Annotated in this window: 16 protein-coding genes; 11 read left to right on the top strand and 5 right to left on the bottom strand. The window is 73.5% G+C overall.

Translation table 11 applies throughout. From position 1 onward, the window contains the following. Window positions 1–78: 78 nt before the first annotated feature. Together glmS and ACZ6EM_RS22710 are read right to left on the bottom strand one after the other, a co-directional pair. Entirely contained in the window at window positions 79–1905 is a 1827-nt protein-coding gene (glmS, locus tag ACZ6EM_RS22715; RefSeq protein ID WP_359898467.1) for a glutamine--fructose-6-phosphate transaminase (isomerizing), read from the bottom strand. A 45-nt stretch (window positions 1906–1950) separates the two neighbouring features. Beyond that, window positions 1951–2226 carry a hypothetical protein gene (locus tag ACZ6EM_RS22710; RefSeq protein WP_359898466.1) on the bottom strand — a complete coding sequence of 92 codons (276 nt, stop codon included), beginning with the start codon at window positions 2224–2226 and terminating at the stop codon, window positions 1951–1953. Between the two features lie 216 nt (window positions 2227–2442). Here ACZ6EM_RS22710 and asnB point away from each other — a divergent pair, with 216 nt between their 5' ends. The 4 genes from asnB to ACZ6EM_RS22690 all read left to right on the top strand — a co-directional run bounded on the left by asnB (window position 2443) and on the right by ACZ6EM_RS22690 (window position 8036). Further along, the gene (gene asnB / locus ACZ6EM_RS22705) at window positions 2443–4293 is read left to right on the top strand and encodes an asparagine synthase (glutamine-hydrolyzing) (RefSeq protein WP_387728025.1); all 1851 of its coding nucleotides are present in this window, start codon (window positions 2443–2445) and stop codon (window positions 4291–4293) included. 398 nt (window positions 4294–4691) lie between these two features. Beyond that, window positions 4692–5810 (top strand): hypothetical protein, encoded by a 1119-nt coding sequence (locus ACZ6EM_RS22700; protein ID WP_452180300.1) that lies wholly within the window; start codon window positions 4692–4694, stop codon window positions 5808–5810. Window positions 5811–5969: 159 nt separating this feature from the next. Then, a complete protein-coding gene (locus tag ACZ6EM_RS22695) occupies window positions 5970–7439 on the top strand; it encodes a pyridoxal phosphate-dependent decarboxylase family protein (RefSeq protein ID WP_465773098.1) in 1470 nt (489 codons plus the stop codon). A 129-nt stretch (window positions 7440–7568) separates the two neighbouring features. After that, window positions 7569–8036 (top strand): hypothetical protein, encoded by a 468-nt coding sequence (locus tag ACZ6EM_RS22690; protein WP_452180301.1) that lies wholly within the window; start codon window positions 7569–7571, stop codon window positions 8034–8036. A 9-nt stretch (window positions 8037–8045) separates the two neighbouring features. On the opposite strand, the gene ACZ6EM_RS22685 is transcribed toward ACZ6EM_RS22690, so the two are convergent. The 3 genes from ACZ6EM_RS22685 to ACZ6EM_RS22675 all read right to left on the bottom strand — a co-directional run bounded on the left by ACZ6EM_RS22685 (window position 8046) and on the right by ACZ6EM_RS22675 (window position 12885). Then, the gene (locus tag ACZ6EM_RS22685) at window positions 8046–8336 is read right to left on the bottom strand and encodes a muconolactone Delta-isomerase family protein (RefSeq protein WP_401045506.1); all 291 of its coding nucleotides are present in this window, start codon (window positions 8334–8336) and stop codon (window positions 8046–8048) included. A gap of 212 nt (window positions 8337–8548) precedes the next feature. Continuing rightward, entirely contained in the window at window positions 8549–8764 is a 216-nt protein-coding gene (locus ACZ6EM_RS22680; protein ID WP_401045508.1) for a hypothetical protein, read from the bottom strand. Window positions 8765–8958: 194 nt separating this feature from the next. Beyond that, window positions 8959–12885, bottom strand: coding sequence for a non-ribosomal peptide synthetase family protein (locus ACZ6EM_RS22675; protein WP_465773097.1), 3927 nt, complete (start codon window positions 12883–12885; stop codon window positions 8959–8961). Between the two features lie 262 nt (window positions 12886–13147). On the opposite strand from ACZ6EM_RS22675, the gene ACZ6EM_RS22670 reads away from it, so the two are divergent. The 7 genes from ACZ6EM_RS22670 (at window position 13148) to ACZ6EM_RS22640 (ending at window position 20454) form a co-directional block, all read left to right on the top strand. After that, window positions 13148–13843, top strand: coding sequence for a GNAT family N-acetyltransferase (locus ACZ6EM_RS22670; RefSeq protein ID WP_452180303.1), 696 nt, complete (start codon window positions 13148–13150; stop codon window positions 13841–13843). A gap of 286 nt (window positions 13844–14129) precedes the next feature. Next, window positions 14130–15392 carry a MurT ligase domain-containing protein gene (locus ACZ6EM_RS22665; RefSeq protein ID WP_359898457.1) on the top strand — a complete coding sequence of 421 codons (1263 nt, stop codon included), beginning with the start codon at window positions 14130–14132 and terminating at the stop codon, window positions 15390–15392. Between the two features lie 46 nt (window positions 15393–15438). Beyond that, window positions 15439–16167, top strand: a complete 729-nt coding sequence (locus tag ACZ6EM_RS22660) for a type 1 glutamine amidotransferase (RefSeq protein ID WP_359898456.1) — start codon at window positions 15439–15441, stop codon at window positions 16165–16167. A gap of 352 nt (window positions 16168–16519) precedes the next feature. After that, entirely contained in the window at window positions 16520–17545 is a 1026-nt protein-coding gene (locus tag ACZ6EM_RS22655; protein WP_359898455.1) for a 6-phosphofructokinase, read from the top strand. A gap of 119 nt (window positions 17546–17664) precedes the next feature. Beyond that, window positions 17665–18660 carry a 2-hydroxyacid dehydrogenase gene (locus ACZ6EM_RS22650; RefSeq protein WP_452180304.1) on the top strand — a complete coding sequence of 332 codons (996 nt, stop codon included), beginning with the start codon at window positions 17665–17667 and terminating at the stop codon, window positions 18658–18660. Between the two features lie 112 nt (window positions 18661–18772). Then, window positions 18773–19408, top strand: coding sequence for an RNA polymerase sigma factor (locus tag ACZ6EM_RS22645; RefSeq protein WP_452180305.1), 636 nt, complete (start codon window positions 18773–18775; stop codon window positions 19406–19408). Continuing rightward, complete coding sequence (locus ACZ6EM_RS22640; protein ID WP_465773096.1) at window positions 19405–20454, top strand: CU044_5270 family protein; 1050 nt, start codon at window positions 19405–19407, stop codon at window positions 20452–20454. Before ACZ6EM_RS22645 ends, ACZ6EM_RS22640 begins: the two co-directional genes overlap by 4 nt. Window positions 20455–20567: the final 113 nt, after the last annotated feature.

Here is a 20567-nt window from a genome sequence, read left to right as displayed (position 1 = left end):
CCGGCCGTCCGCACAGCGACCGGGACCCGCGGGTCCGATGCGAGCGCCCCGCTCCCGGGGCGCCCGCCGCGAGGGGCCCTACTCCACCGTCACGCTCTTCGCCAGGTTGCGCGGCTTGTCCACGTCGCGGCCGAGGGCGACGGCGGCGTGGTAGGCCAACAGCTGGAGCGGGATGTTGAGCAGCAGCGGGTCCAGTTCGGGCTCGCTCTTGGGCACCAGGATGCAGTGGTCCGCGAGCTTCTCCTCCGGCCGCCGGTGGGCGACGGCGATGATCCGCCCGGAGCGGGCCTTGATCTCGCCGAGCGTGGTCAGGTTCTTGTCCAGCAGCTCGTCGTCCGGAACCAGTGCCACGGTGGGCAGTTCGGGGCTGATCAGCGCCAGCGGGCCGTGCTTGAGCTCGCTCGCCGGGTAGGCCTCGGCGTGGACGTAGGAGATCTCCTTGAGCTTCTGCGCGCCCTCGCGGGCCACCGGGAAGCCGCGCACCCGGCCGATGAACATCATGCCGGTGGAGTCGGCGTACTCGGCGGCGAGCCGGGCGATGGCCTCGCTCTGCTCCAGCACCTCGCGGATCTGGTCCGGCAGCGCCTGGAGCGCCGAAACGATCCGGCGCCCGTCGGCGGGCGACAGGTCGTGGATGCGCCCGAAGTGCAGGGCGAGCAGCGCGAAGGCGACCACGGTGGAGGTGAACGCCTTGGTGGAGGCGACCGAGACCTCCGGACCGGCGTGCAGGTAGATACCGCCGTCACACTCTCGGGCGATAGCACTGCCCACGGTGTTGACGACGCCGAGCACCCGCCCGCCCTTGCGCTTGACCTCCTGGACGGCCGCCAGCGTGTCGTAGGTCTCGCCGGACTGGCTGACCGCCACGTACAGGGTGTCCGCCTCGATCACCGGGTTCCGGTAGCGGAACTCCGAGGCCGGCTCGCTGTGCGCGGGGATCCGGGCCAGCTCCTCGATCAGCTGCGCGCCCATCTCGCCCGCGTAGTAGGCCGATCCGCAGCCGAGGATCTTCACCCGGCGGATCTCGCGCAGCTCCCGGGCGTCCAGGTTGAGGCCGCCGAGGTGCGCGGTGGCGAAGCGCTCGTCGAGCCGGCCGCTCAGGGTGCGCTCGACCGAGCCGGGCTGCTCGTGGATCTCCTTGAGCAGGAAGTGCTCGAAGCCGCCGGTGTCGTAGGAGTCGACCTCCCAGTCCACGGTGGACGGCTGGCGGTGCGTGGTGCGGGCGTCCGCGGTGAAGGTGCGGAAGCCGTCGGCCCGGACGGTGGCCAGCTCGCCGTCCTCCAGGTGGACGACCTGGCGGGTGTAGCGGACCAGCGCGGAGACGTCCGAGGCCGCGAACATCTCCTTCTCGCCGATGCCCAGCACGATCGGGCTGCCGTTGCGGGCGACCACGATCCGGTCCGGCCGCTCGCCGTCGAGCACCGCGATGCCGTAGGTGCCGACCACCCGGGCGAGCGCGGCCCGCACCGCGTCCTCCAGCTCGACGCCCTCGGCGACGTTCGCGGCGATCAGGTGGGCGAGCACCTCGGTGTCGGTCTCGGAGCGGAACACCGCGCCGTCGGCGGTGAGCTTGGCGCGCAGCTCGTCGGCGTTCTCGATGATGCCGTTGTGGACGACGGCGATCCGCTCGGCGTTGTCCAGGTGCGGGTGCGCGTTGGCGTCACTGGGGACGCCGTGGGTGGCCCAGCGGGTGTGGCCGATGCCGGTGGTGCCCTTGAACCGGGCCGGCACGGCGGCGGCCAGGTCGGCGACCCGCCCCTTCACCTTGCGGAGCTTGATCCCGCCGCTGCGCCCGGTGACGGCGACGCCGGCCGAGTCGTAGCCGCGGTACTCCAGCCGCGCCAGCCCCTCCAGCAGGAAGGGGGTCGCATCCTTGGGGCCGATGTAGGCCACGATTCCGCACATGCGTGGTCTCCTCTTCGAGGTCTTCAGAAGGTCGGGAACGACGGCTCAGCCGTAGACGATCCGCCGCAGCTGGCGGGCCGAGAGCTCCGGCGCCGAGACCCGGCGCTGCGGCAGCTCCTCGGCGAGCCGGGCGAAGATCCGCTCGTTGGTCAGTCCGCGCGCCTGGAGCTCGGTGTGGCGGCGGCGCACGTAGTCCTCGGTGCTCTCGGAGAAGTACGCCAGCACCTCCGCCACGACCCGCGCCGCCTCCCGGGGCCCGAGCGGGCTGGTCCGGGTGAGGTGGGCGAGGAGGTCTTCGTGGGGGTGGGGTGAGCTCGGCACGAGTGAGGAGCCTAGGTCGGCGGGCCCGCCGAAGCCAAAGTTTCTGCCCGAAATCGGGCAGACATTACGACTTTCAGACTGGATTCACTCCTTCTTCACATTCGACCGCCGAACGGCCACCCGATCACCCCCGTTCCCGAAGGCCCCTTGAAGCGGCACCAACTCCGCACGTAGCGTGACCCCCTGAACACGAAGCGGAAGACCGGAGGCTTGCTGATGTGCGGGATCACCGGATGGGTCGCGTTCGAGCGCGACCTCACCGCCGAACGGGGTGTCCTCGACGCGATGACGGCCACCCAGGTCCGCCGCGGCCCGGACGCCGGCGGCGTCCACCTGGAGCCGCACGCCGCGCTCGGCCACCGCCGGCTCGCGGTGATCGACATCGAGGGCGGCGTCCAGCCGATGACGGCCGAGCACGACGGCCGGACGCTGGCCGTGCTCACCTACAGCGGCGAGGTCTACAACCACCGCGAACTGCGCGCCGAACTGGAGGCGGCCGGGCACCGCTTCCGCACCCGCAGCGACACCGAGGTCGTGCTGCGCGCCTACCTGGAGTGGGGCGAGCACCTGGCCGAGCGGCTCAACGGCATGTTCGCCTTCGCGGTCTGGGACGTCCGGCGCGAGGAGCTGCTGCTGGTCCGCGACCGGATGGGCGTCAAACCCCTGTACTACCACCGCACCCCGGACGGCGTGATCTTCGGCTCCGAGGTCAAGGCCCTGCTCGCCCACCCCGCCGTCCGCCCGGTGGTGGACCTGGACGGGCTGCGCGAACTGCTCGGCTACACCCGCACCCCCGGCCTCACCCCGTACCGGGACATCCACGAGGTCCGGCCCGGGCACGTCGTCCGGGTGCGCCGGGAGGGCCTGTCGGTCCGCCGCTACTGGGCGCTGGAGGCACGCGAGCACCGTGACAGCCTGGAGGCCACCGTCGCCACCGTCCGGGCCCTGCTGGACGACATCGTGCACCGCCAGCTGGAGGCGGACGTCCCGCTCTGCTCGCTGCTCTCCGGCGGCCTGGACTCCAGCGCCGTCACCGCCCTCGCCGCCCGGACACTGGGCGCCGCCGGGGCCGGCCCGGTGCGCTCCTTCTCCGTCGGCTTCGCCGGGCAGAGCGAGACCTTCCACGCCAACGACGTCCGGCAGACCCAGGACGGCCCGTTCGCCCGGCTGCTCGCCGCGCACGTCGGCGCCGACCACAGCGTCGTCGAGCTGAACGCCGCCGACCTGACCGACCCGTCCCGGCGCTCCGTCGTGCTGCGCGCCCGTGACCTGCCCAACGGCGTCGGCGACATGGACACCTCGCTGCTGCTGCTCTTCCGGGGCGTGCGCCGCCACTCCACGGTCGCGCTGTCCGGCGAGTCCGCGGACGAGCTCTTCGGCGGCTACCGCTGGTTCCACGACCCGAAGACCGTCGCCGTCGAGGACTTCCCCTGGGCCCTCGGCCTCACCGGCATCGCCGGCGGCGGAGCCACCCCGCGCGAACACCTCCTGGACGCCGAACTGCTCCGCAAGCTCGACCTGGACGGCTACCGCAGGGCCCGCTACCGCGACGCGATCGCCGAGGTCCCGCACCTGCCGGCGGCGGATCCGGTGGAACGCCGGATGCGCGAGATCTCGTACCTCAACCTGACCCGCTTCGTCTGCATCCTGCTCGACCGCAAGGACCGGATGAGCATGGCCAACGGGCTGGAGGTGCGGGTGCCGTTCTGCGACCACCGGCTGGTCCAGTACGTCTTCAACGCCCCGTGGGCGATGAAGTCCTTCGACGGACGGGAGAAGAGCCTGCTGCGCGCCGCCGTCCGGGACGTGCTGCCGACCGCGGTCGCCGAACGGCCGAAGAGCCCGTACCCGGTCACCACGGACCCGCACTACCCGGCGAAACTGCGCGCCGAACTCGCCCGGCTCGCCGCCGAGCGCACCTCCCCGGCCCTGGACCTGCTCGACCGGCGGCGCCTCGCCGACGCGCTCGCCCCGGACACCGACCCGCAGTCCGTGCGGCTGGCCGTCGACCTCGCACTGGACTTCGACGCCTGGCTGACGGACTACCAGGTGACGCTGGAGCTGTGAACGGGCGCAGCGCGGCGCCCCGACCACCGGGGCCGTGAGCGCCGGAGCCCCGGAAACGGCGGCGCGAGGAGAACACTGGAGCCCCGGAAACGGCGGCGCGAGGAGAACACTGGAGCCCCGGAAACGGCGGCGCGAGGAGGACGCCGGAGCCCCCGAACGCGGCGCGCGGGGCACCGGGGCGCGGGTACCACCACTCGGACGGCGCAGTGGCCCGCGCCCGCGCCCCCATACTCCGTCCGGGTGATTGTGAGGGGGAGCATCCCGCCGGTCCCGGCGGTCCGACCGTGCGATAGCGTCGCCGACACCTCCCGAATGGCGGGCGAATTCGCGGATTAACCGCTCATCTGCCGTCAGGATGGGAGCGAAACGTTCACCTCGATCCGCCGGGGGATCCCGTCATGCAGCCGCGAGTCTTCGCGATTCTCACCGCCCTGCTCCTGGGCGTCCTGGGCCTGGGATCGGTGGCCGTCACCGACTGGTCGCCCGCGGCGTCCGGCGCGGCCCCCGCCGCCGTCGCCCCCGGGGCCCCCGCCACCGGCGCCCGGCCGGCCGCGGCCGGGCCCGCGAGCGCCACCCCGACCGGCGACCCCGCGGTGTGGACCCGCTCCACGCTGCGCAACAAGCTGATGGCCGAGATGGACGCCACCGACCCCGGCGTCGCCCTGGCCGACCTCGACAGGATCACCAAGGAGAAGCCGTACACCGTGCGCTTCTGCCACCCGATCGCGCACGAGCTCGGCCACGCGGCGGTCAAGCGTTTCAACGCCGACTTCCAGAAGGTCATCTCCTTCCCGCACGAGACCTGCGCGGCCGGCTACCTGCACGGCGCGGTCGAGGAGATGCTCAACGCCTCCGCCCAGCCCGAGACCGACCTGCTCAAGCTCTGCGCGCCCAAGAACAGCGGCCCCTGCATCCACGGCGTCGGCCACGGCACCATGTTCGTGGTCAAGCAGGACGTCGCCAAGGCCCGCGACCTGTGCAACAAGTTCCCCTCCGACCAGAACCGGATCCGCTGCTCCGAGGGCCTGTTCATGCAGCTCTTCGGCCCGGACGAGGAGGACGAGCAGGCCAAGGCCAACCTGCCCGCCGACAAGCTCGCCCAGGACCCGCTCTACCCGTGCAAGGACCAGCCGTCGCTGTTCCAGTCCGCCTGCTTCTTCTACGCCCCGACCTTCTACCTGTCCTCGCACGACTACCCGAACCACCCCGAGGTCTACGCCGAGGCCCTCAAGTGGTGCCTCAACGGCAAGGCGAGCGGCGGGGCGGTGGACTGCAGCCGCGGTGTCGGCTCGCGCACCATGAAGTACAACCTGGACCGCGAGGACTGGGCGGCCGAGCAGTGCGCCACCGCCGCCGACGGCTGGCAGCGCAAGGCCTGCGCCGAGGGCCTGGTCAGCTACTACACGGTCAACTACACCGACGGGGGCGCGGCCGGACGGCTCTGCGCCAAGATCACCAACAAGGAGATGCAGGGCTACTGCCGTTCCGCGAGCGGCCTGTCCGGCTCGCTGGACTGACACCCCGGTCTCCCGACCGACACCCCGGTCCCGGCATGAGGGTCCGCGCCGCACGGCGCGGGCCCTCATGCGTAAGATCGCCCGATCATCGCCTGATCAGGGTGCGCCAAGGACGCCGCGCCTCGCCCAGCCCGTCCCCCGGCCTCCCTGGAGCACGCCATGACCACCGAGGACTTCCCCGGCACCGACTTCCCCGGCACCGACCTCCCCGGCACCGACTTCCGCCGCGCCGCCCACGCCACCGCCGACCTGGTCTCCGACTACCTCGCCGAACTGCCCGGCCGCCCGGTCTGGCAGCCCATGGACGAGACCGCCCGCCGGGCCCTGCGCGACGCCCCGCTGCCCACCGAGGGCCGCCCGCTCGACGAGCTGATCGGCGCCATCGGGCGGGACGTCCTGCCGTACCCGATGGGCAACGGCAACCCGCGCTTCTTCGGCTGGGTCAACTCCGCCCCCGCCCCCGCCGGAGTGCTCGCCACCCTCGCCGCCTCCGCGATGAACCCCAGCTCGGCCGGCGGCGACCACGCCGACGTCCACCTGGAGCGCGCCGTGGTCCGCTGGACGGCCGAGCTGGTCGGCTTCCCGCACCCCGCCGGCGGCGGCCTGCTCACCTCCGGCACCTCGATGGCGACCATCGTCTGCCTCGCCGCCGCCCGCGACCGGGCCGCCCGGCGGGCCGGCCGGGACGTCCGCGAGGAGGGCCTGGCGGGCCTGCCGCCGCTGGTCGGCTACGTCACCGGCGAGACCCACTCCTGCGTCCGCAAGGCCGCCGAACTCCTCGGCCTCGGCAGCAGGCACCTGCGCACCGTGGCCACCGGCCCCGACGGCCGGCTGGACACCGCCGACCTGCGGGCAGCCGTCGAGCGCGACCGCGCGGCCGGCCTGCTGCCCTTCCTGGTGGTCGCCTCGGCGGGCACCGTCGGCACCGGCGCGGTGGACGCGTTCGGCCCGATCGCCGACCTCTGCGAGGAGCAGGGCCTCTGGCTGCACGTCGACGGCGCGTACGGCGCCTTCGGCCGGCTCGACCCGGCCATCGCCCACCGCTACGCCGGCCTGGAACGGGCCGACTCGCTCGCCCTCGACCCGCACAAGTGGCTCGGCGTCCCGGTCGACTGCGGCTGCGCGCTGGTCCGCGACACCGAGGAGCTGCGCGGCACCTTCAGCCTCGTCCCGTCCTACCTGCGCGACGAGGCGGCCGGCGCGCTCGGCTGGTTCTCCGAGTACGGCACCGAGCAGACCCGTCCCTTCCGGGCCCTCAAGGTCTGGGCCACCATCGCCCACAAGGGCCGCGCCGGCCTCGCCCGGGACATCGCCCGGTGCACCGCGCTGGCCCGCCGGCTCGGCGAACTCGTCCAGGACGACGAGGAGTTGGAGCTGATCGCCGAGGTGCAGACCTCGATCGTGGCGTTCCGCCACCGCGCCCCCGGCCTGGACGAGGCCGCGCGCGACGCCCTCAACCGCGACCTCCCCGCCGCCGTCCAGCGGCGCGGCCGGGTCTTCGTCACCGGCGCCCGCCTCGGCAGCGCCGAGATGCTCCGCGCCTGCCTCCTCAACGCCGCCACGACGGAGGCCGACCTCCACCTCCTGCTCGCCGAGGTCAGGGCCGCGGCCCGCGAGCTGCTCGGGTAGGCCGCCGGACGCCGTCCGGCCTCCCGGGGCGGCCCCGCGCGTTCCTCCCGTAACAGCCCGGCGCGGACCGTAACCGGCTGGTCACGACGGATGCCCGACCGGGAAACACCGGTCGGGCACGGTGGCGGCATGGAGCATTCGAAGCCCTCTCCCCGCCGTGCCCCCGGTTCCCCCGACGCCTTCCGCGCCCCCGCCGGTCCCCGCGCCCGCCGCACCCGCCACTGGCGCCGTGACACCGTCGAACTCGCCGCCGTCTTCCTGTCCGTCACTGCCGCCGACCTGATCGCGAAGGTCGTCGTCCACGGCCCCGAGGGCCCGGCCGTCCTCGTCGGCTCCGCGCTCGCCCTGCTCGCCGTCACCCTCCTGCACGCCTGGGTGTCCCCGCACGCCCCGCCCCCGACCACCCTCTGGCGCGTCCGCACCACCGTTCTCGCCCACACCCCCACCACCCTCGCCGACCACCGGATCACCCTGCTCTCCCTCCACCCCCAGGAGCTCTTCCTCCGCACCGAGCACTCGGTGACCCCGGCCGTTCTGACGGCGCTGCTGACCACCACCGGCCACACCCTCCAGGACGCGCCGACCCGCATCGCCTGAGCCGTCGCCTCAGGCCGGGCCAGGGTCGTTGGGGTGGGGTTCGAGCGGGGTCACCACGGCGGTCATCCACGGCCACATCGGAAGGCTGCCGAGCACCTCCGCGCGCAGTTGCGCCTCGTCGGCCGCCCGCCAGACGCCGAGGCTGCGCCGTTCACCGACCGGGCGCCACAGCCTGGCCAGGTGGCCGGTGCCGGCCAGCTCACGGGCCCGGACGGCCTCGGCGGCGCGCCGCCGGTCGACCTCCTCCTCGGCGGTGCCCTCGGGTACGGCGGTGGTGATCTCGACCAGGAACTCCTTCACGGTCCTGCTCCCTTCTCGCCCCCACCCGCTCATCCTCGGCCCGGCACCCGCCCGCCCGCCATGGCCGGCCCGCCCCCGCTGGGCCGGTCGGGTGGTCGCGCCGGTCACGACGGCCACCGGATGACACGGGCAGCACACGCCCACCCGAAGCACCGGTGGTGCCGGCGGCGGCCCGAGGAGGGCGGCCGCCGCCGGCGGATTCCCGGGAGGCGTCAGCCCTGGTCGGCGGGCTGCACGACGCACACGGCGTTGCCGAGCATCGGCCCGAAGCCGCCGAGCAGGGTGGCGAGCACCTGGTGGCAGGCGGCGGCCTCCTCGGGCGTCTTGGGACCGTTGTGCTCGGCGGCGGCCGCAGCCGGCTGGGCGAGGGCGAGCGGCAGGGCGAGCAGCAGGGCGCAACAGGCCGTGGCCAGTGCGGAGTTCTTCACGGACCGGGGACCGGACCGGGGACCGGATCGCGGAACGGACCGCGGAACGGACGACTGGACGGACGACTGGACGGACATCGGAAAGCCCCTTCGGTAGGGAGTCGGGATCGGCGGAAAGCCGAGCCATCCCTATCCGAAGGGGCTTCCCCGCTCACGGATCCTGGGCCGTCCGTGAGCGTGTCCACATCATCCGATCAGCGGTCCGGGAGCTCCCCGGGGACCGTCCGTTCCACCTCCCGGATCGCGGCGGCCAGCTCGCCGACCCCGTGCTCCCGCAGCACCCCGTAGTGGTCGCCGGCCAGGTCGACCACGGTGGGCGGGGCGGCCGAGTAGCCGGTGCTGCCCTCGATGAAGGAGTAGTCGTCGCCCGTGGCCTTGAAGACGGTCACCGGCGCGTCCAGCCGCCGCTCGGCGAGTTCGCGGAAGCTGTACTCGAACTCGTACGTCTCACCGACGATCCCGGTGATCCGCCGGATGAGCTCCTCGTCCAGCTCCGGCAGCATCCGGTGCACGGAGGCCACGAAGGTGGGTTCGTCCACCGTGTCGGCCAGGCAGCGCTCCAGCTCGGGGCCGCTGATCCGGCCGGTGAACACCCCGAACAGGATGGTCAGGTACCCCTGGTTGGCGTACGAGGCCTCGCGGCCCCACCGCTCGCCGTCGGCCCGGCGCACCTTCGGGTTGCCCGGGCAGATCAGCAGCAGCCGCTCCACCCGCTGCCCGGCCCGCTCCAGCTGCCAGGCCGCCTCGAAGGCGACCCGGGCGCCGAAGGAGAAGCCCCACAGCGTGTACGGCCCCCGCGGCCGCACCCGGCGCAGCTCGGCGACGTCGGCGGCGGCCATCTCCCGGATGGTCGGGTACGGCGTCTCGCCCGGGTTGATGCCGTGCGCCTGGATGCCGTAGAAGGCCCGGTCCCCGCTCGCCTCCCGGCCGAGCAGCCGCAGGTTCATCGGGTAGCCGCCCAGTCCGGGCCAGCAGAACACCGCCCGGTCGGCCCGTCCCGGGTGCAACCGGATCAGCCGCGAACCGGCGGCTCCTGCCCTGCCCGCGCCGTCCTCACCGCAGGCCTGCTCGACGCGCGCGGCCAGCTCGCCCAGCCGGGGGCACTCGAAGAGCACCTGGAGCGGCAGGGCGATGCCGAACTCCCGGTTGATCCGGTGGACCAGGGCGACGGCGATCAGCGAGTTCCCGCCGACGGCGAAGAACTCGTCCGTCACCGAGGCGTCCTCGTACCTCAGCGCCCGCCCCCAGGCCTCGGCCAGCCACCGCTCGTACCCGGTGGCCGGGGCGACGTACTCGCCGCGCACGTCGGCCGTGCGGACGGCCTCCGAGGCGGCCAGCGCCTTGAGGTCCACCTTGCCGTTCGCGGTGAGCGGCAGGGCGTCCGTCACCAGCACCCGGTTGGGCAGCATGTAGTCGGGCAGCAGGGTGGCCAGTTCGTCCTTGATGATCTCGGCCGGGCCCTTCATGTGGACGGTGTCCTCGTGCATGCCCTCGCTGCTGATCTGCTCCTCGCTCACCCTGCCGCCGAGGAAGAAGTACGACGGGCCGGGGGTGATGCCGAGGCCGGCCAGGATCTCGTCGATGCGCCGCGAAGCGGGCAGCGGGTGGCCGGACTTGGAGCTGTAGCCGGAGGACATGAAGCCCAGGGACAGGCCGTTGCGCTGGAGGCGGTGCAGCACCGCGCCGAGCGCGATGTACTCCAGCCACTCCTCCTCGGCGCGGCCGACGGCCGTGATGCCGAACGCGGCCCGGGCGTAGACGGCCTGGTTGATCGCGATCACGTGCCGGGATTCCACCACCTCGTCCGAGACGTGCGTCAACTCGCCCTCGGCGTACCGGTAGAGGCCGCCCGGCAGGCCGTCCACCCGGTCCTGGTGGGCCTGGACGTACAGCTCGGTGCGCTCGGCCCGGGCCGGGCCGCCGGCCCGGACGACCGCGAAGCCGCCCAGGTAGTGGTCCTCCCCGGCGACGTCCAGCCGGTCCTTGACGGCCGGGTCGAGGCCGAGCGGACGCACGTCCAGCCCGTACTCGGGCAGCACCTCCTCCAGGACGCCCAGCATGTGGCCGGTCTCGAACTCCAGCACCTCCCGGATGTTGTTGCGGTAGACGGGTTCGACGGCGCCGTGCTTCCCGGAGAAGTGCAGCGTCAGGTACGCCTCGGCCCGGGTCCCGGCCGGCCCGATCCGGACCAGGACGTGCTCGACCGGGTGGTAGTAGTACAGCCCGGCCGCGAGCCCGTCCAGGCCGCCGGTCTCCAGGTACAGCTGGGTCGCGTACAGCGCGCCGGGCGAGGCGTAGGCGTACTTGGGCAGCAGCCGCTCCTCACTGTGGAACTGGCCGAACCACCGCAGGACGCGGCCGAGTTCGGGCAGGCTCAGCAGCTCCGGGTCACGGCCGAAGGTGCCGGCCGGGCGCGGGGCGAGCAGCGCGGTGAGGTCGTCCCGGGTGACCGCGCCGCCGTCGTAGAAGCGGTAGGTCTTGCGGGCGAAGACCTCCCGGCGCTGGGCCGCGGTCTCCCTCCGGCCGGGCAGCTCGACCCGCTCGCGGCCCGCCAGCCCGTCCCGGTCGCGCAGGCCCGGGTCGGACAGCTGGGCCTTGACCTGGAGCTTGCTGGCCTTGGACTGGTGGTGGCCGCCGTGGACGCCCTGGTCCATCAGGGCGGCCTCGCGCGGGTTGAGCTCGACGCAGGCGACCAGGTTCGGGTGCCCGGTGCGGCCGTCCTCGGTGACGACGGCGGCCGCACGGCGCACCCACGTGTGCTCCTCGATCGCGCGGGCGATCTCGTCCAGCTCGACCCGGTACCCGCGCAGCTTGACCTGGTTGTCCACCCGGCCGGCGAACTGGAGGGTGCCGTCCGGGTTCCACTGCACGAGGTCGCCGGTGCGGTACAGCCGCTCGCCGGGGGCGAACGGGGAGCGGACGAACCGCTCCGCGGTCAGCTCCGGCCGGTTCAGGTAGCCGCGGGCCAGCTGGACGCCGCCGATGTACAGCTCGCCCACACCGTCGGCGGCCACCGGCGCCAGCTCCTCGTCGAGGACGTAGCACTCGGTGTCGGCCACCGGGCGCCCGATCGGCACCGATCCGGCGCCGTCGGCCGGATCGGCCGGGTCCACCAGGTGCGAGGTGGCGTTGATGGTGCATTCGGTCGGGCCGTACAGATTGACCAGGGCGGCCTGCGGCAGGGCCCGGCCCAGGTCGCGGGCGAGCCGCCGGGAGAGCGCCTCGCCGCCGGAGAACAGCCTGGTCAGGCCGGTGCAACCGGCGAAGCCCTCGGTGTCCAGCAGCGCCCGGAGCAGGGTCGGCACGCACTGGAGCGCCGTCACCCCGTGCCGCCGGACGGCGGCGACCAGCGCCTCCGGGTCGCGGTGGAGGCCGGGGGTGCCGGCCACCACCCGGGCGCCGACCGCCGGGGCGAGGATCTCCCACTGCGCGGCGTCGAAGCTCATCGGGGTCTTCTGCAGCACGGTGACCTCGGGGTCGAGGTGGCCCGCGGAGTGCATCCAGTGCAGCTGGGAGACCACCGAGCGGTGCTCGATCATCACGCCCTTGGGCCGGCCGGTGCTGCCCGAGGTGTAGATCACATAGGCCAGCGACTCCGGTTCGACGGCCTCCCGCCCCTCCGCGTCCCGCGGCGGCGGAGCGTCCTCGACGGCGAGGACCGCCGTCCCGGCCGGGGCCAGCGCGGCCAGCCGCTCGCGCAGGTGTGCCTGGGTGAGCACGATCCTGGTGCCGCTGTCCTCGATCATGTAGCGGAGCCGGTCCTCGGGGTACTCGGGCGACAGCGGCAGGTAGCCGGCCCCGGCGTACAGCACGCCCCAGGCTCCGGCGACCAGCTCGACGGACGGCTCGACGTACAGGCCGACGCAGCCGTCCGGGCCGGCGCCCAGGCTGCGCAGCCGCTCGGCCAGCCGGCGGGCGGTCCCGACGAGTTCCTGGAAGGTGAGGCCGCCGCCGGCACCGAGCACGGCCGGCGCGTCGGGCCGCAGGCGCGCCTGCCGGTCGAGCAGGCCGGTGAGTGCGGTGCCGGCCGGAGCGCGGCGGGCGTGCGGGACGACGGGGACGACGGGGGCGGCGGTGGTGGTGGTGTCGGTGGTGGTGGGGACGGACGGGGTGTCACGCATGGGAACGGCCTTCGGTACGTGGACGTACGGGGCCCGGCCTCCTGCTCACCAGGAGCACCGGGACGCAACCCACCGTCGACCGCCCGCCGTCCCACCCGCCTGAGGCACCGGCCGTGACCTGCGCCGACACCGTCCCGGCCGGACGGCCCGCGGTCCCGGGCCGGGGCCCGCCCGGTCCCACCCCGCCGACCACGCCCCGGGGCATTCACGCGTTCACGATCACGTAACCGAACGGAAGCGCACCGTCGGTAGCGTCGGCGGCATGAAGGCATCACGCACACGCCCCGAACGGCTCTGGCACCGGCCCTTCCGCAGGTCCGACCGCAGGTGCGCGGCGCCCGAGGGCCAGGCCACCCGGCTGCCCGCGCTCACCGGCGGGCCGTACCGGACCGTCCGGCCGCACCCGCCCGCGACCCGCGCCGTCCGGACACCGGAGGCCCCGTCCCGGCTGTCCCTGCCGGACGGGACCGGGCTGCTGCTGCGCCCGGCCGGGCCGGCCGACCGGGCGGCGGCGCTGGCGATGCACGGCCGCTGCTCCCCCGCCTCGCTGCGGCAGCGCTACCACGGCCCGGTCCGCGACGCCGGCCGCTACCTGGACCACCTGCTGGACCCCCGGCACGGCCGCAGCTTCGCGGTGGCCGCCCCGGACGGGCGGCTCGTCGCGCTCGGGCACCTGATGTGGGACGACGGCGAGGCCGAGCTGGCCGTCCTGGTCGAGGACGCCTGGCAGCGCCACGGGCTGGGTCTGGCGCTGCTGCGGCGGCTGTCGGCGGCGGCCCGGTCGGCCGACGTACGGACGGTGTACGCGGTGACCCACGGCACCAACACCGGGCTGATCGCCGCGATGCGCCGGCTGGACGCGCCGCTGGACTTCCTGGCCGAGGACGGCACCCTGGTGATCACCGCCACGTTGGCCGCCGGTGATCCGGCCGACTGTGCCCGCCGTCCGGGCCGCTGATCATTTCTTCACCAGATCCTTACCCGGGCACCTCGGGAACCCGGCGGTGCCCGTGGAACGTCGTCAAGGAGTAGGGGCTCGGCCGGGGCCGAAGCCCCGGGGTCGCTCCGTACACCGCCCTCCTCGACGGGCCCTCAGCCGCACCCGCGAACGCGTCGCAGCAGGCGGCACGGGGTCCGGATCGTCCGGCCGGGCGACGGAGTCGGTAGGCTGACCCCCGTCCCCGCCGCCCGACGGCCCGTTATCCGGCCGCGAGCGGTGCCGCAGCAAGGAGGAACCACTGAGCATGGCAGGCACCGAATCGGAGCCCACAGGCGCACGCGACGCCTCGCTGCCGGCCCGCGCGAAGATCGCGGTGACCGCCGGGCGGGTCGCCGCCGCCGTGTCGCGCAAGGCCGGACGCGGGAGCGGCTCGGTGATCGGCGGCAAGGTCGCCCTCAGGCTCGACCCCGACCTGCTCGCCACCCTCGCCGACCACCTCGACGTCGTCCTGGTCAGCGCGACCAACGGCAAGACCACCACGACCCGCCTGATCGCCGAGGCGCTGCGCGCCGCCGGCCCGGTGGTCTCCAACGCCCTGGGCGCCAACATGCCCGCCGGCATCACCTCCGCCCTCGCCGGCGGCACGGACGCCCGCTTCGGCGTGATCGAGGTCGACGAGAAGTACCTGGCGATGGTCGCCCGCGACACCCGCCCCAAGGCGATCGCCCTGCTCAACCTCTCCCGCGACCAGCTCGACCGCGCCGCCGAGACCCGGATGATGGCCGAGAAGTGGCGTGAGGGCCTCCAGAACACCGAGGCCGTGGTCATCGCCAACGCCGACGACCCGCTGGTGACCTGGGCCGCCTCCTCCTGCAAGAAGGTGGTCTGGGTGGCCGCCGGACAGGCCTGGAAGGAGGACGCCTGGTCGTGCCCCGCCTGCGGCGGTGTGATGCAGCGCCCCGGCGACGACTGGTTCTGCCAGGACTGCGGCTTCCGCCGGCCCAACCCGCACTGGGCGCTCCAGGGCACCCACGTGATCGACCCGCAGCGCGGCGCCTGGCCGATCCAGCTCCAGCTGCCCGGCCGGGCCAACCTGGCCAACGCCACCAGCTCGGCCGCCGTCGCCGCCGTCTTCGGCGTCGCCCCGCAGGTCGCCCTGGAGCGGATGCGCTCGGTGGCCGCCGTGGCCGGCCGCTACGACGTGGTCCAGTACCAGGGCCGGGACATCCGCCTGCTGCTGGCCAAGAACCCGGCCGGCTGGCTGGAGACCTTCTCGCTGATCGACGGCCCGCCCGCCCCGGTGATCCTCTCCGTCAACGCCCTCGACGCCGACGGCACCGACACCTCCTGGCTGTGGGACGTCGACTACGAGCGCCTCGCCGGGCACCCGGTCTTCGTGATGGGCCAGCGCAAGCTGGACCTGGCCGTCCGCCTGGAGGTCGCCGGACTCCAGTTCCACGTGGTCGACACCCTGGAGCAGGCCGTCCGGATGGCCCCGCCCGGCCGGATCGAGGCCATCGCCAACTACACCGCCTTCCAGCAGCTGCGGAAGGTCGTGGCCGGCTGATGCCGCGCCCGCACACCAGTCTTGACGTGACGGAAGGCCTTCGAGGATGAGTGAGAGCAGCCTGCGCGTGGTCTGGGTCTACCCGGACCTGCTCAGCACCTACGGCGACCGGGGCAACGCCCTGGTCGTGGAGCGCCGGGCCCGCCAGCGCCACCTCAACGTGACCCGGATCGACGTCCGCTCCGACCAGGCGATCCCCACCAGCGGTGACATCTACCTGATCGGCGGCGGCGAGGACCGCCCGCAGCGCCTGGCCGCCGAGCGGCTGCGCGCCGACAGCGGCCTGGTGCGGGCCGCCGAGAACGGCGCGATCATCTTCGGCGTCTGCGCCGGCTTCCAGATCATGGGCCACGAGTTCATCAACGACCTCGGCGAGCGCGAGCCGGGCCTGGGCCTGCTCGACGTCTGGACCGCCCGCGGCGAGGGCGAGCGCTGCGTCGGCGACGTGCTCGCCGACGTCGACCCCCGACTCGGCCTGCCGCAGCTGACCGGCTTCGAGAACCACCAGGGCGTCACCCACCTCGGCCAGGGCGTGCAGCCCTTCGCCACCGTCTCCGTCGGCCGGGGCAACGGCACCGGGGACGGCACCGAGGGCGCCTGGCGGGACACCGTGTTCGGCACCTACCTGCACGGCCCGGTGCTGGCCCGCAACCCCGCCGTGGCCGACATGCTGCTCAAGCTGGCGCTGGACGTCAACGCCCTGCCGCCGGCCGACACCACCTGGTACGACGCGCTGCGCGCCGAGCGCATCGCGGCCGCGACGCGCCCCCAGTAGTACGTCCGGTACGCCCCGGCCGGGTGCCCGCCATGCGGTCACCCGGTCCGCGGGTGGCCCCGGAAGTACCACAATGGGGCTGCCTACTGCACACCCTCCTCGGCAGCAGGCTGCAATTCCGCGCGGGGGCGCCGACGGCGCCGCTCCCGCGTCGGCTCCTGCCCGGCCGGACCAGGGGCCGTATGCTCGACTTCACGGCCGTTTTCGGGCGTTCTGTCCGGATCGGCCGGTCCTTCACCCCACGGCCACCTCCCCGCCATCGCGGCGTGGGAGCGCCCCGTTACGGTGACGGCTCGTCGTCCCAGCCTGTAGTCCGGCCGTTCCTCGGTTCTGCTCGGGAGTTGCAAAGCTAATGCGTATTGGAGTGCTGACCAGCGGCGGTGACTGCCCCGGCCTGAACGCGGTGATCCGCTCCGTGGTCCACCGGGGGGTGGTCGACCACGGCGACGAGATCATCGGGTTCGAGGACGGGTGGCGCGGATTCCTGGAGGGCCACCACCGCCCCCTGACCCTGGATTCGGTGAGCGGCATCCTGGCCCAGGGCGGCACCATCCTCGGTTCCTCCCGGGTCCAGCCGAGCCACCTGCGGGACGGCGTCGAGCGGGCCAAGCGGTACTGCTCCGACCTCGGCCTCGACGCGGTCATCCCGATCGGCGGCGAGGGCACCCTCAAGGCCGCCAAGCTGATGAGCGACGCGGGCCTGCCGATCGTCGGGGTGCCGAAGACCATCGACAACGACATCGCCGCCACCGACGTGACCTTCGGCTTCGACACCGCCGTCTCGGTGGCCACCGAGGCGCTGGACCGGCTGAAGACCACCGCCGAGTCCCACCAGCGGGTCATGGTCGTCGAGGTCATGGGCCGGCACACCGGCTGGATCGCGCTGAACGCGGGCATGGCGGCCGGCGCCCACGCCATCGTCGTCCCGGAACGCCCGTTCCACATCGACAAGCTCACCGATGTCGTCCGCGAGCGCTTCGACCGCCAGAAGAAGTTCGCCATCGTGGTCTGCGCCGAAGGCGCCAAGCCCGAGCCCGGCACCATGCACTGGGAGGAGGGCACCAAGGACATCTACGGCCACGAGCGGTTCACCGGCATCGCCACCCAGCTCTCCCGCGAGCTGGAGCACCGCCTCGGCAAGGAGGCCCGCCCGGTGATCCTCGGCCACACCCAGCGCGGCGGCACCCCGACCGCCTACGACCGGGTGCTCGCCACCCGCTTCGGCTGGCACGCCGTCGAGGCCGTCCACAAGGGCGCCTTCGGGCACATCACCGCGCTGCAGGGCACCAACATCAACCTGGTGCCGCTGGCCGAGGCGGTCGCCGAACTGAAGACCGTGCCGCAGGACCGCTACCTGGAGGCGGAGACGGTCATCTGACCGCCCTCCGCCCCTCCCGAGGCCCCCGGACCGCGCCGTCCGGGGGCCTCGGCGCGTCCCGGGGACGGGCCGCCGCATCCGGCGGGCGTCCGCGGGCCCCGGCCGTTAGCGTGTCCGGCATGGAGATCCTCGCGTACGGAGTACAGGCCGACGAGCGGCCGCTGCTGGAGCAGGCCTTCGCCGGCCGGCACGGGCTGCGCTGCCTGGACGTGTTCCTCAACCGCGACACCGCCCCACTCGCCGTCGGCCACCCCGCCGTCAGCAGCAGCGTCAACGACGTCCTGGACGCCGGTACCCTCGCCGTCCTCGCCGCCGGCGGCACGAAGCTGATCGCCCAGCGCTCCACCGGCTTCAACAACATCGACCTCGACGCCGCCGCCGAACTCGGCCTCACCGTCGCCCGGGTCTCCCACTACAGCCCGTACTCCGTCGCCGAACACGCCTGGGCCCTCGCGCTCGCCGTCAACCGCCGCCTCACCCGGGCCGCCAACCGCTCCCGCGAGTTCGACTTCCGCCTCGACGGCCTGCTCGGCCGGGACATCCACGGCATGACCGTCGGCGTCATCGGCACTGGCAAGATCGGCGAGTGCTTCGCCCGCATCGCCGCCGGCTTCGGCACCGAACTCCTCGGCTGGGACATCGCCCCCAACCCCGCCTGTCTCGACCTCGGCATGCACTACACCGAACTGCCCGAACTCCTCACCCGCGCCGACCTGGTGAGCCTCCACGTACCCCTGCTCCCGGCCACCCACCACCTGATCGACGGCGCCGCCCTCGCCCGGATGAAGGACGACGCCATCCTCGTCAACTCCAGCCGCGGCGGCCTGGTCGACAGCGCCGCCCTGGTCGAGACCCTGCGCGCCGGACGCCTCTCCGGCGTCGGCCTCGACGTCTACGAGGAGGAGACCGGCGTCTTCTTCACCGACCGCTCCATCGAGGGCATCACCGACGACACCCTCGCCCGCCTCGTCACCTTCCCCCAGGTCCTCGTCACCAGCCACCAGGCCTACTTCACCCGCACCGCCGTCGGCCAGATCATCGACGCCACCGCCCGCAACATCGACGACCACGCCGCCGGCCGCACCAACGAGAACACCCTCGTCCCCAGGAAGTAGCCCACAGGAATCCGGAACGCGAGCTCCTCGGTCCGCAGTCGTACGCTCGTGTCGGCCGCGGGTGGTGACCCGTGTCACGGGAACCGGTGTCGCCGCTCGGACAAGGCATGACGTGAACCATCCGCACTCCCGGCTCCGGGCCGGGAACCCCGAAGCGTTCCGCGACCTCTTCCGGGACCACGCCTCGTTGGTGTACCGCCACGCCGTGCGCGTGACCGGAAACTGGGCACTCGCCGAGGACGTGGTCTCGCTGACCTTCCTCGAAGCCTGGCGCCTGCGCGGGAAGCTCCGCGACGAGGGCGACAGTCCACGCCCCTGGCTCATGGGCATCGCCGTCAACGTGCTGCGCAACACGACGCGCGCCGCCCGCCGCCACGGCGCGGCCATGGCCCGCATGCCCGCGGCCGATCCGGTCCCCGACTTCGCCGACGAACTCGTCGGCCGCATGGCCGACTCCGAGCAACTCGCGGCCGCCCACAAGGCCTTGGGGCGCCTGCGGCGCTCCGAACGCGAGGTCTTCGCCCTCTGCGTCTGGTCCGGGCTCGGCTACGCGGAAGCGGCAGCCACCCTCGGCATACCCGTCGGCACCGTACGCTCGCGCCTCTCCCGCGCCCGCACCCGACTGCGCAAACTCGCGGCCGAGGAACTGCGCGCCACGAAGAAGAACACGGAACCGCTCCCGATCCCCGGACAAGTACAGGACAGCCGCAGCACTGCGGCCCGGCCGCACCAGGAGACGCACCGATGATCCGCAACTCGCGGCGGCGCACCGAACCGCTCGACCACGCGGAACTGGCCCGTCTGCTGCCGGCGCCGGCCGATCCCCAACTGGCGGCCAACCGCCAGGACCTGCTCGAGGAGCACCTGATGAGCGAGATCCACCGGCCCGACCACGCCCCCGCGGCGTCCCCGGGGCGGCGCCCGCTGCGCCGCACCGTCCTCTTCGCGGCCCCTGTCGCCGCGGCCGCGGCCCTGGCCCTGGTCGTCTCCCTGAGCAACTCGGCCGGCACCGTCGCCTCCCCGCAACCGGTCAAGGCACCCGTCGTGCAGATCGAGGAGGGGAGCACCGTCCAGCTCGCCTCGACGGTCCACGCGATCGCCGCCGCCGCGACGGCGCGCACCACGCCCCAGCCCGGACCGGGCCAGTACATCTACATCAAGAGCCAGGTCTCCTTCATGGCCACCCGTCACAACGCGGACACCGGGGAGTCCGTCACCTGGGTCCAGCCGCTGCACGACCGCGAGGTGTGGAAGTCCCCCGACGGCACCAAGGGCTGGCTGGACGAGCCGGGCTACCAGGACAAGGGCGGCATCACGCTGGACAACGACGAGCCCCGCAAGCAGCTGTCCTACACGTGGCTGGCGGCCCAACCCGCCGACCCCGACGCGTTCCTGAAGTCCGTCTACTCGACGGTGAGCGGCACCCGGGACCACGACCAGCAGGCGTTCAACGAGATCGGCTCCATCATCCGCGAGCAGCTCGTCCCCTCCGGCCTCGCCGCCTCGCTCTACGAGGCCGCCGGCAAGATCCCGGGCGTCGTCGTGGTCGAGCACGCGCAGGACGCCTCCGGCCGCGACGGCATCGCGTTGGCGCGACTCGACCCCCAGACCGGCGAGCGATCGGAGTGGATCTTCGACCGGGACAGCCACCAGTACCTCGGCAGCCGTGGCGTGCAGGTCCGGGAGGTCAACGGCATCAAGCCCGGCACCGTCGTGGAGCGCACGACCATCCTCACCCGGGCCGTCGTCGACGCGAAGAACCAGCGTCCCGGCGCCGGGCAGGCCACGGCCTGACGGTTCCGCACCGGGCGGGGTGGCCTTCCGGGCGTGCCGGCCGACAGGCGAGATCGGCCCGGTCCGGACTGAACCTGTCCTTCCCCCGGAAGATCGGTTCGTTCACACGGCGC

It is taken from the genome of Kitasatospora sp. NPDC041917 (assembly GCF_055589745.1).
Note: the sequence above shows the minus strand (reverse complement) of the source record. Positions and strands in the feature narration are given on the sequence as shown.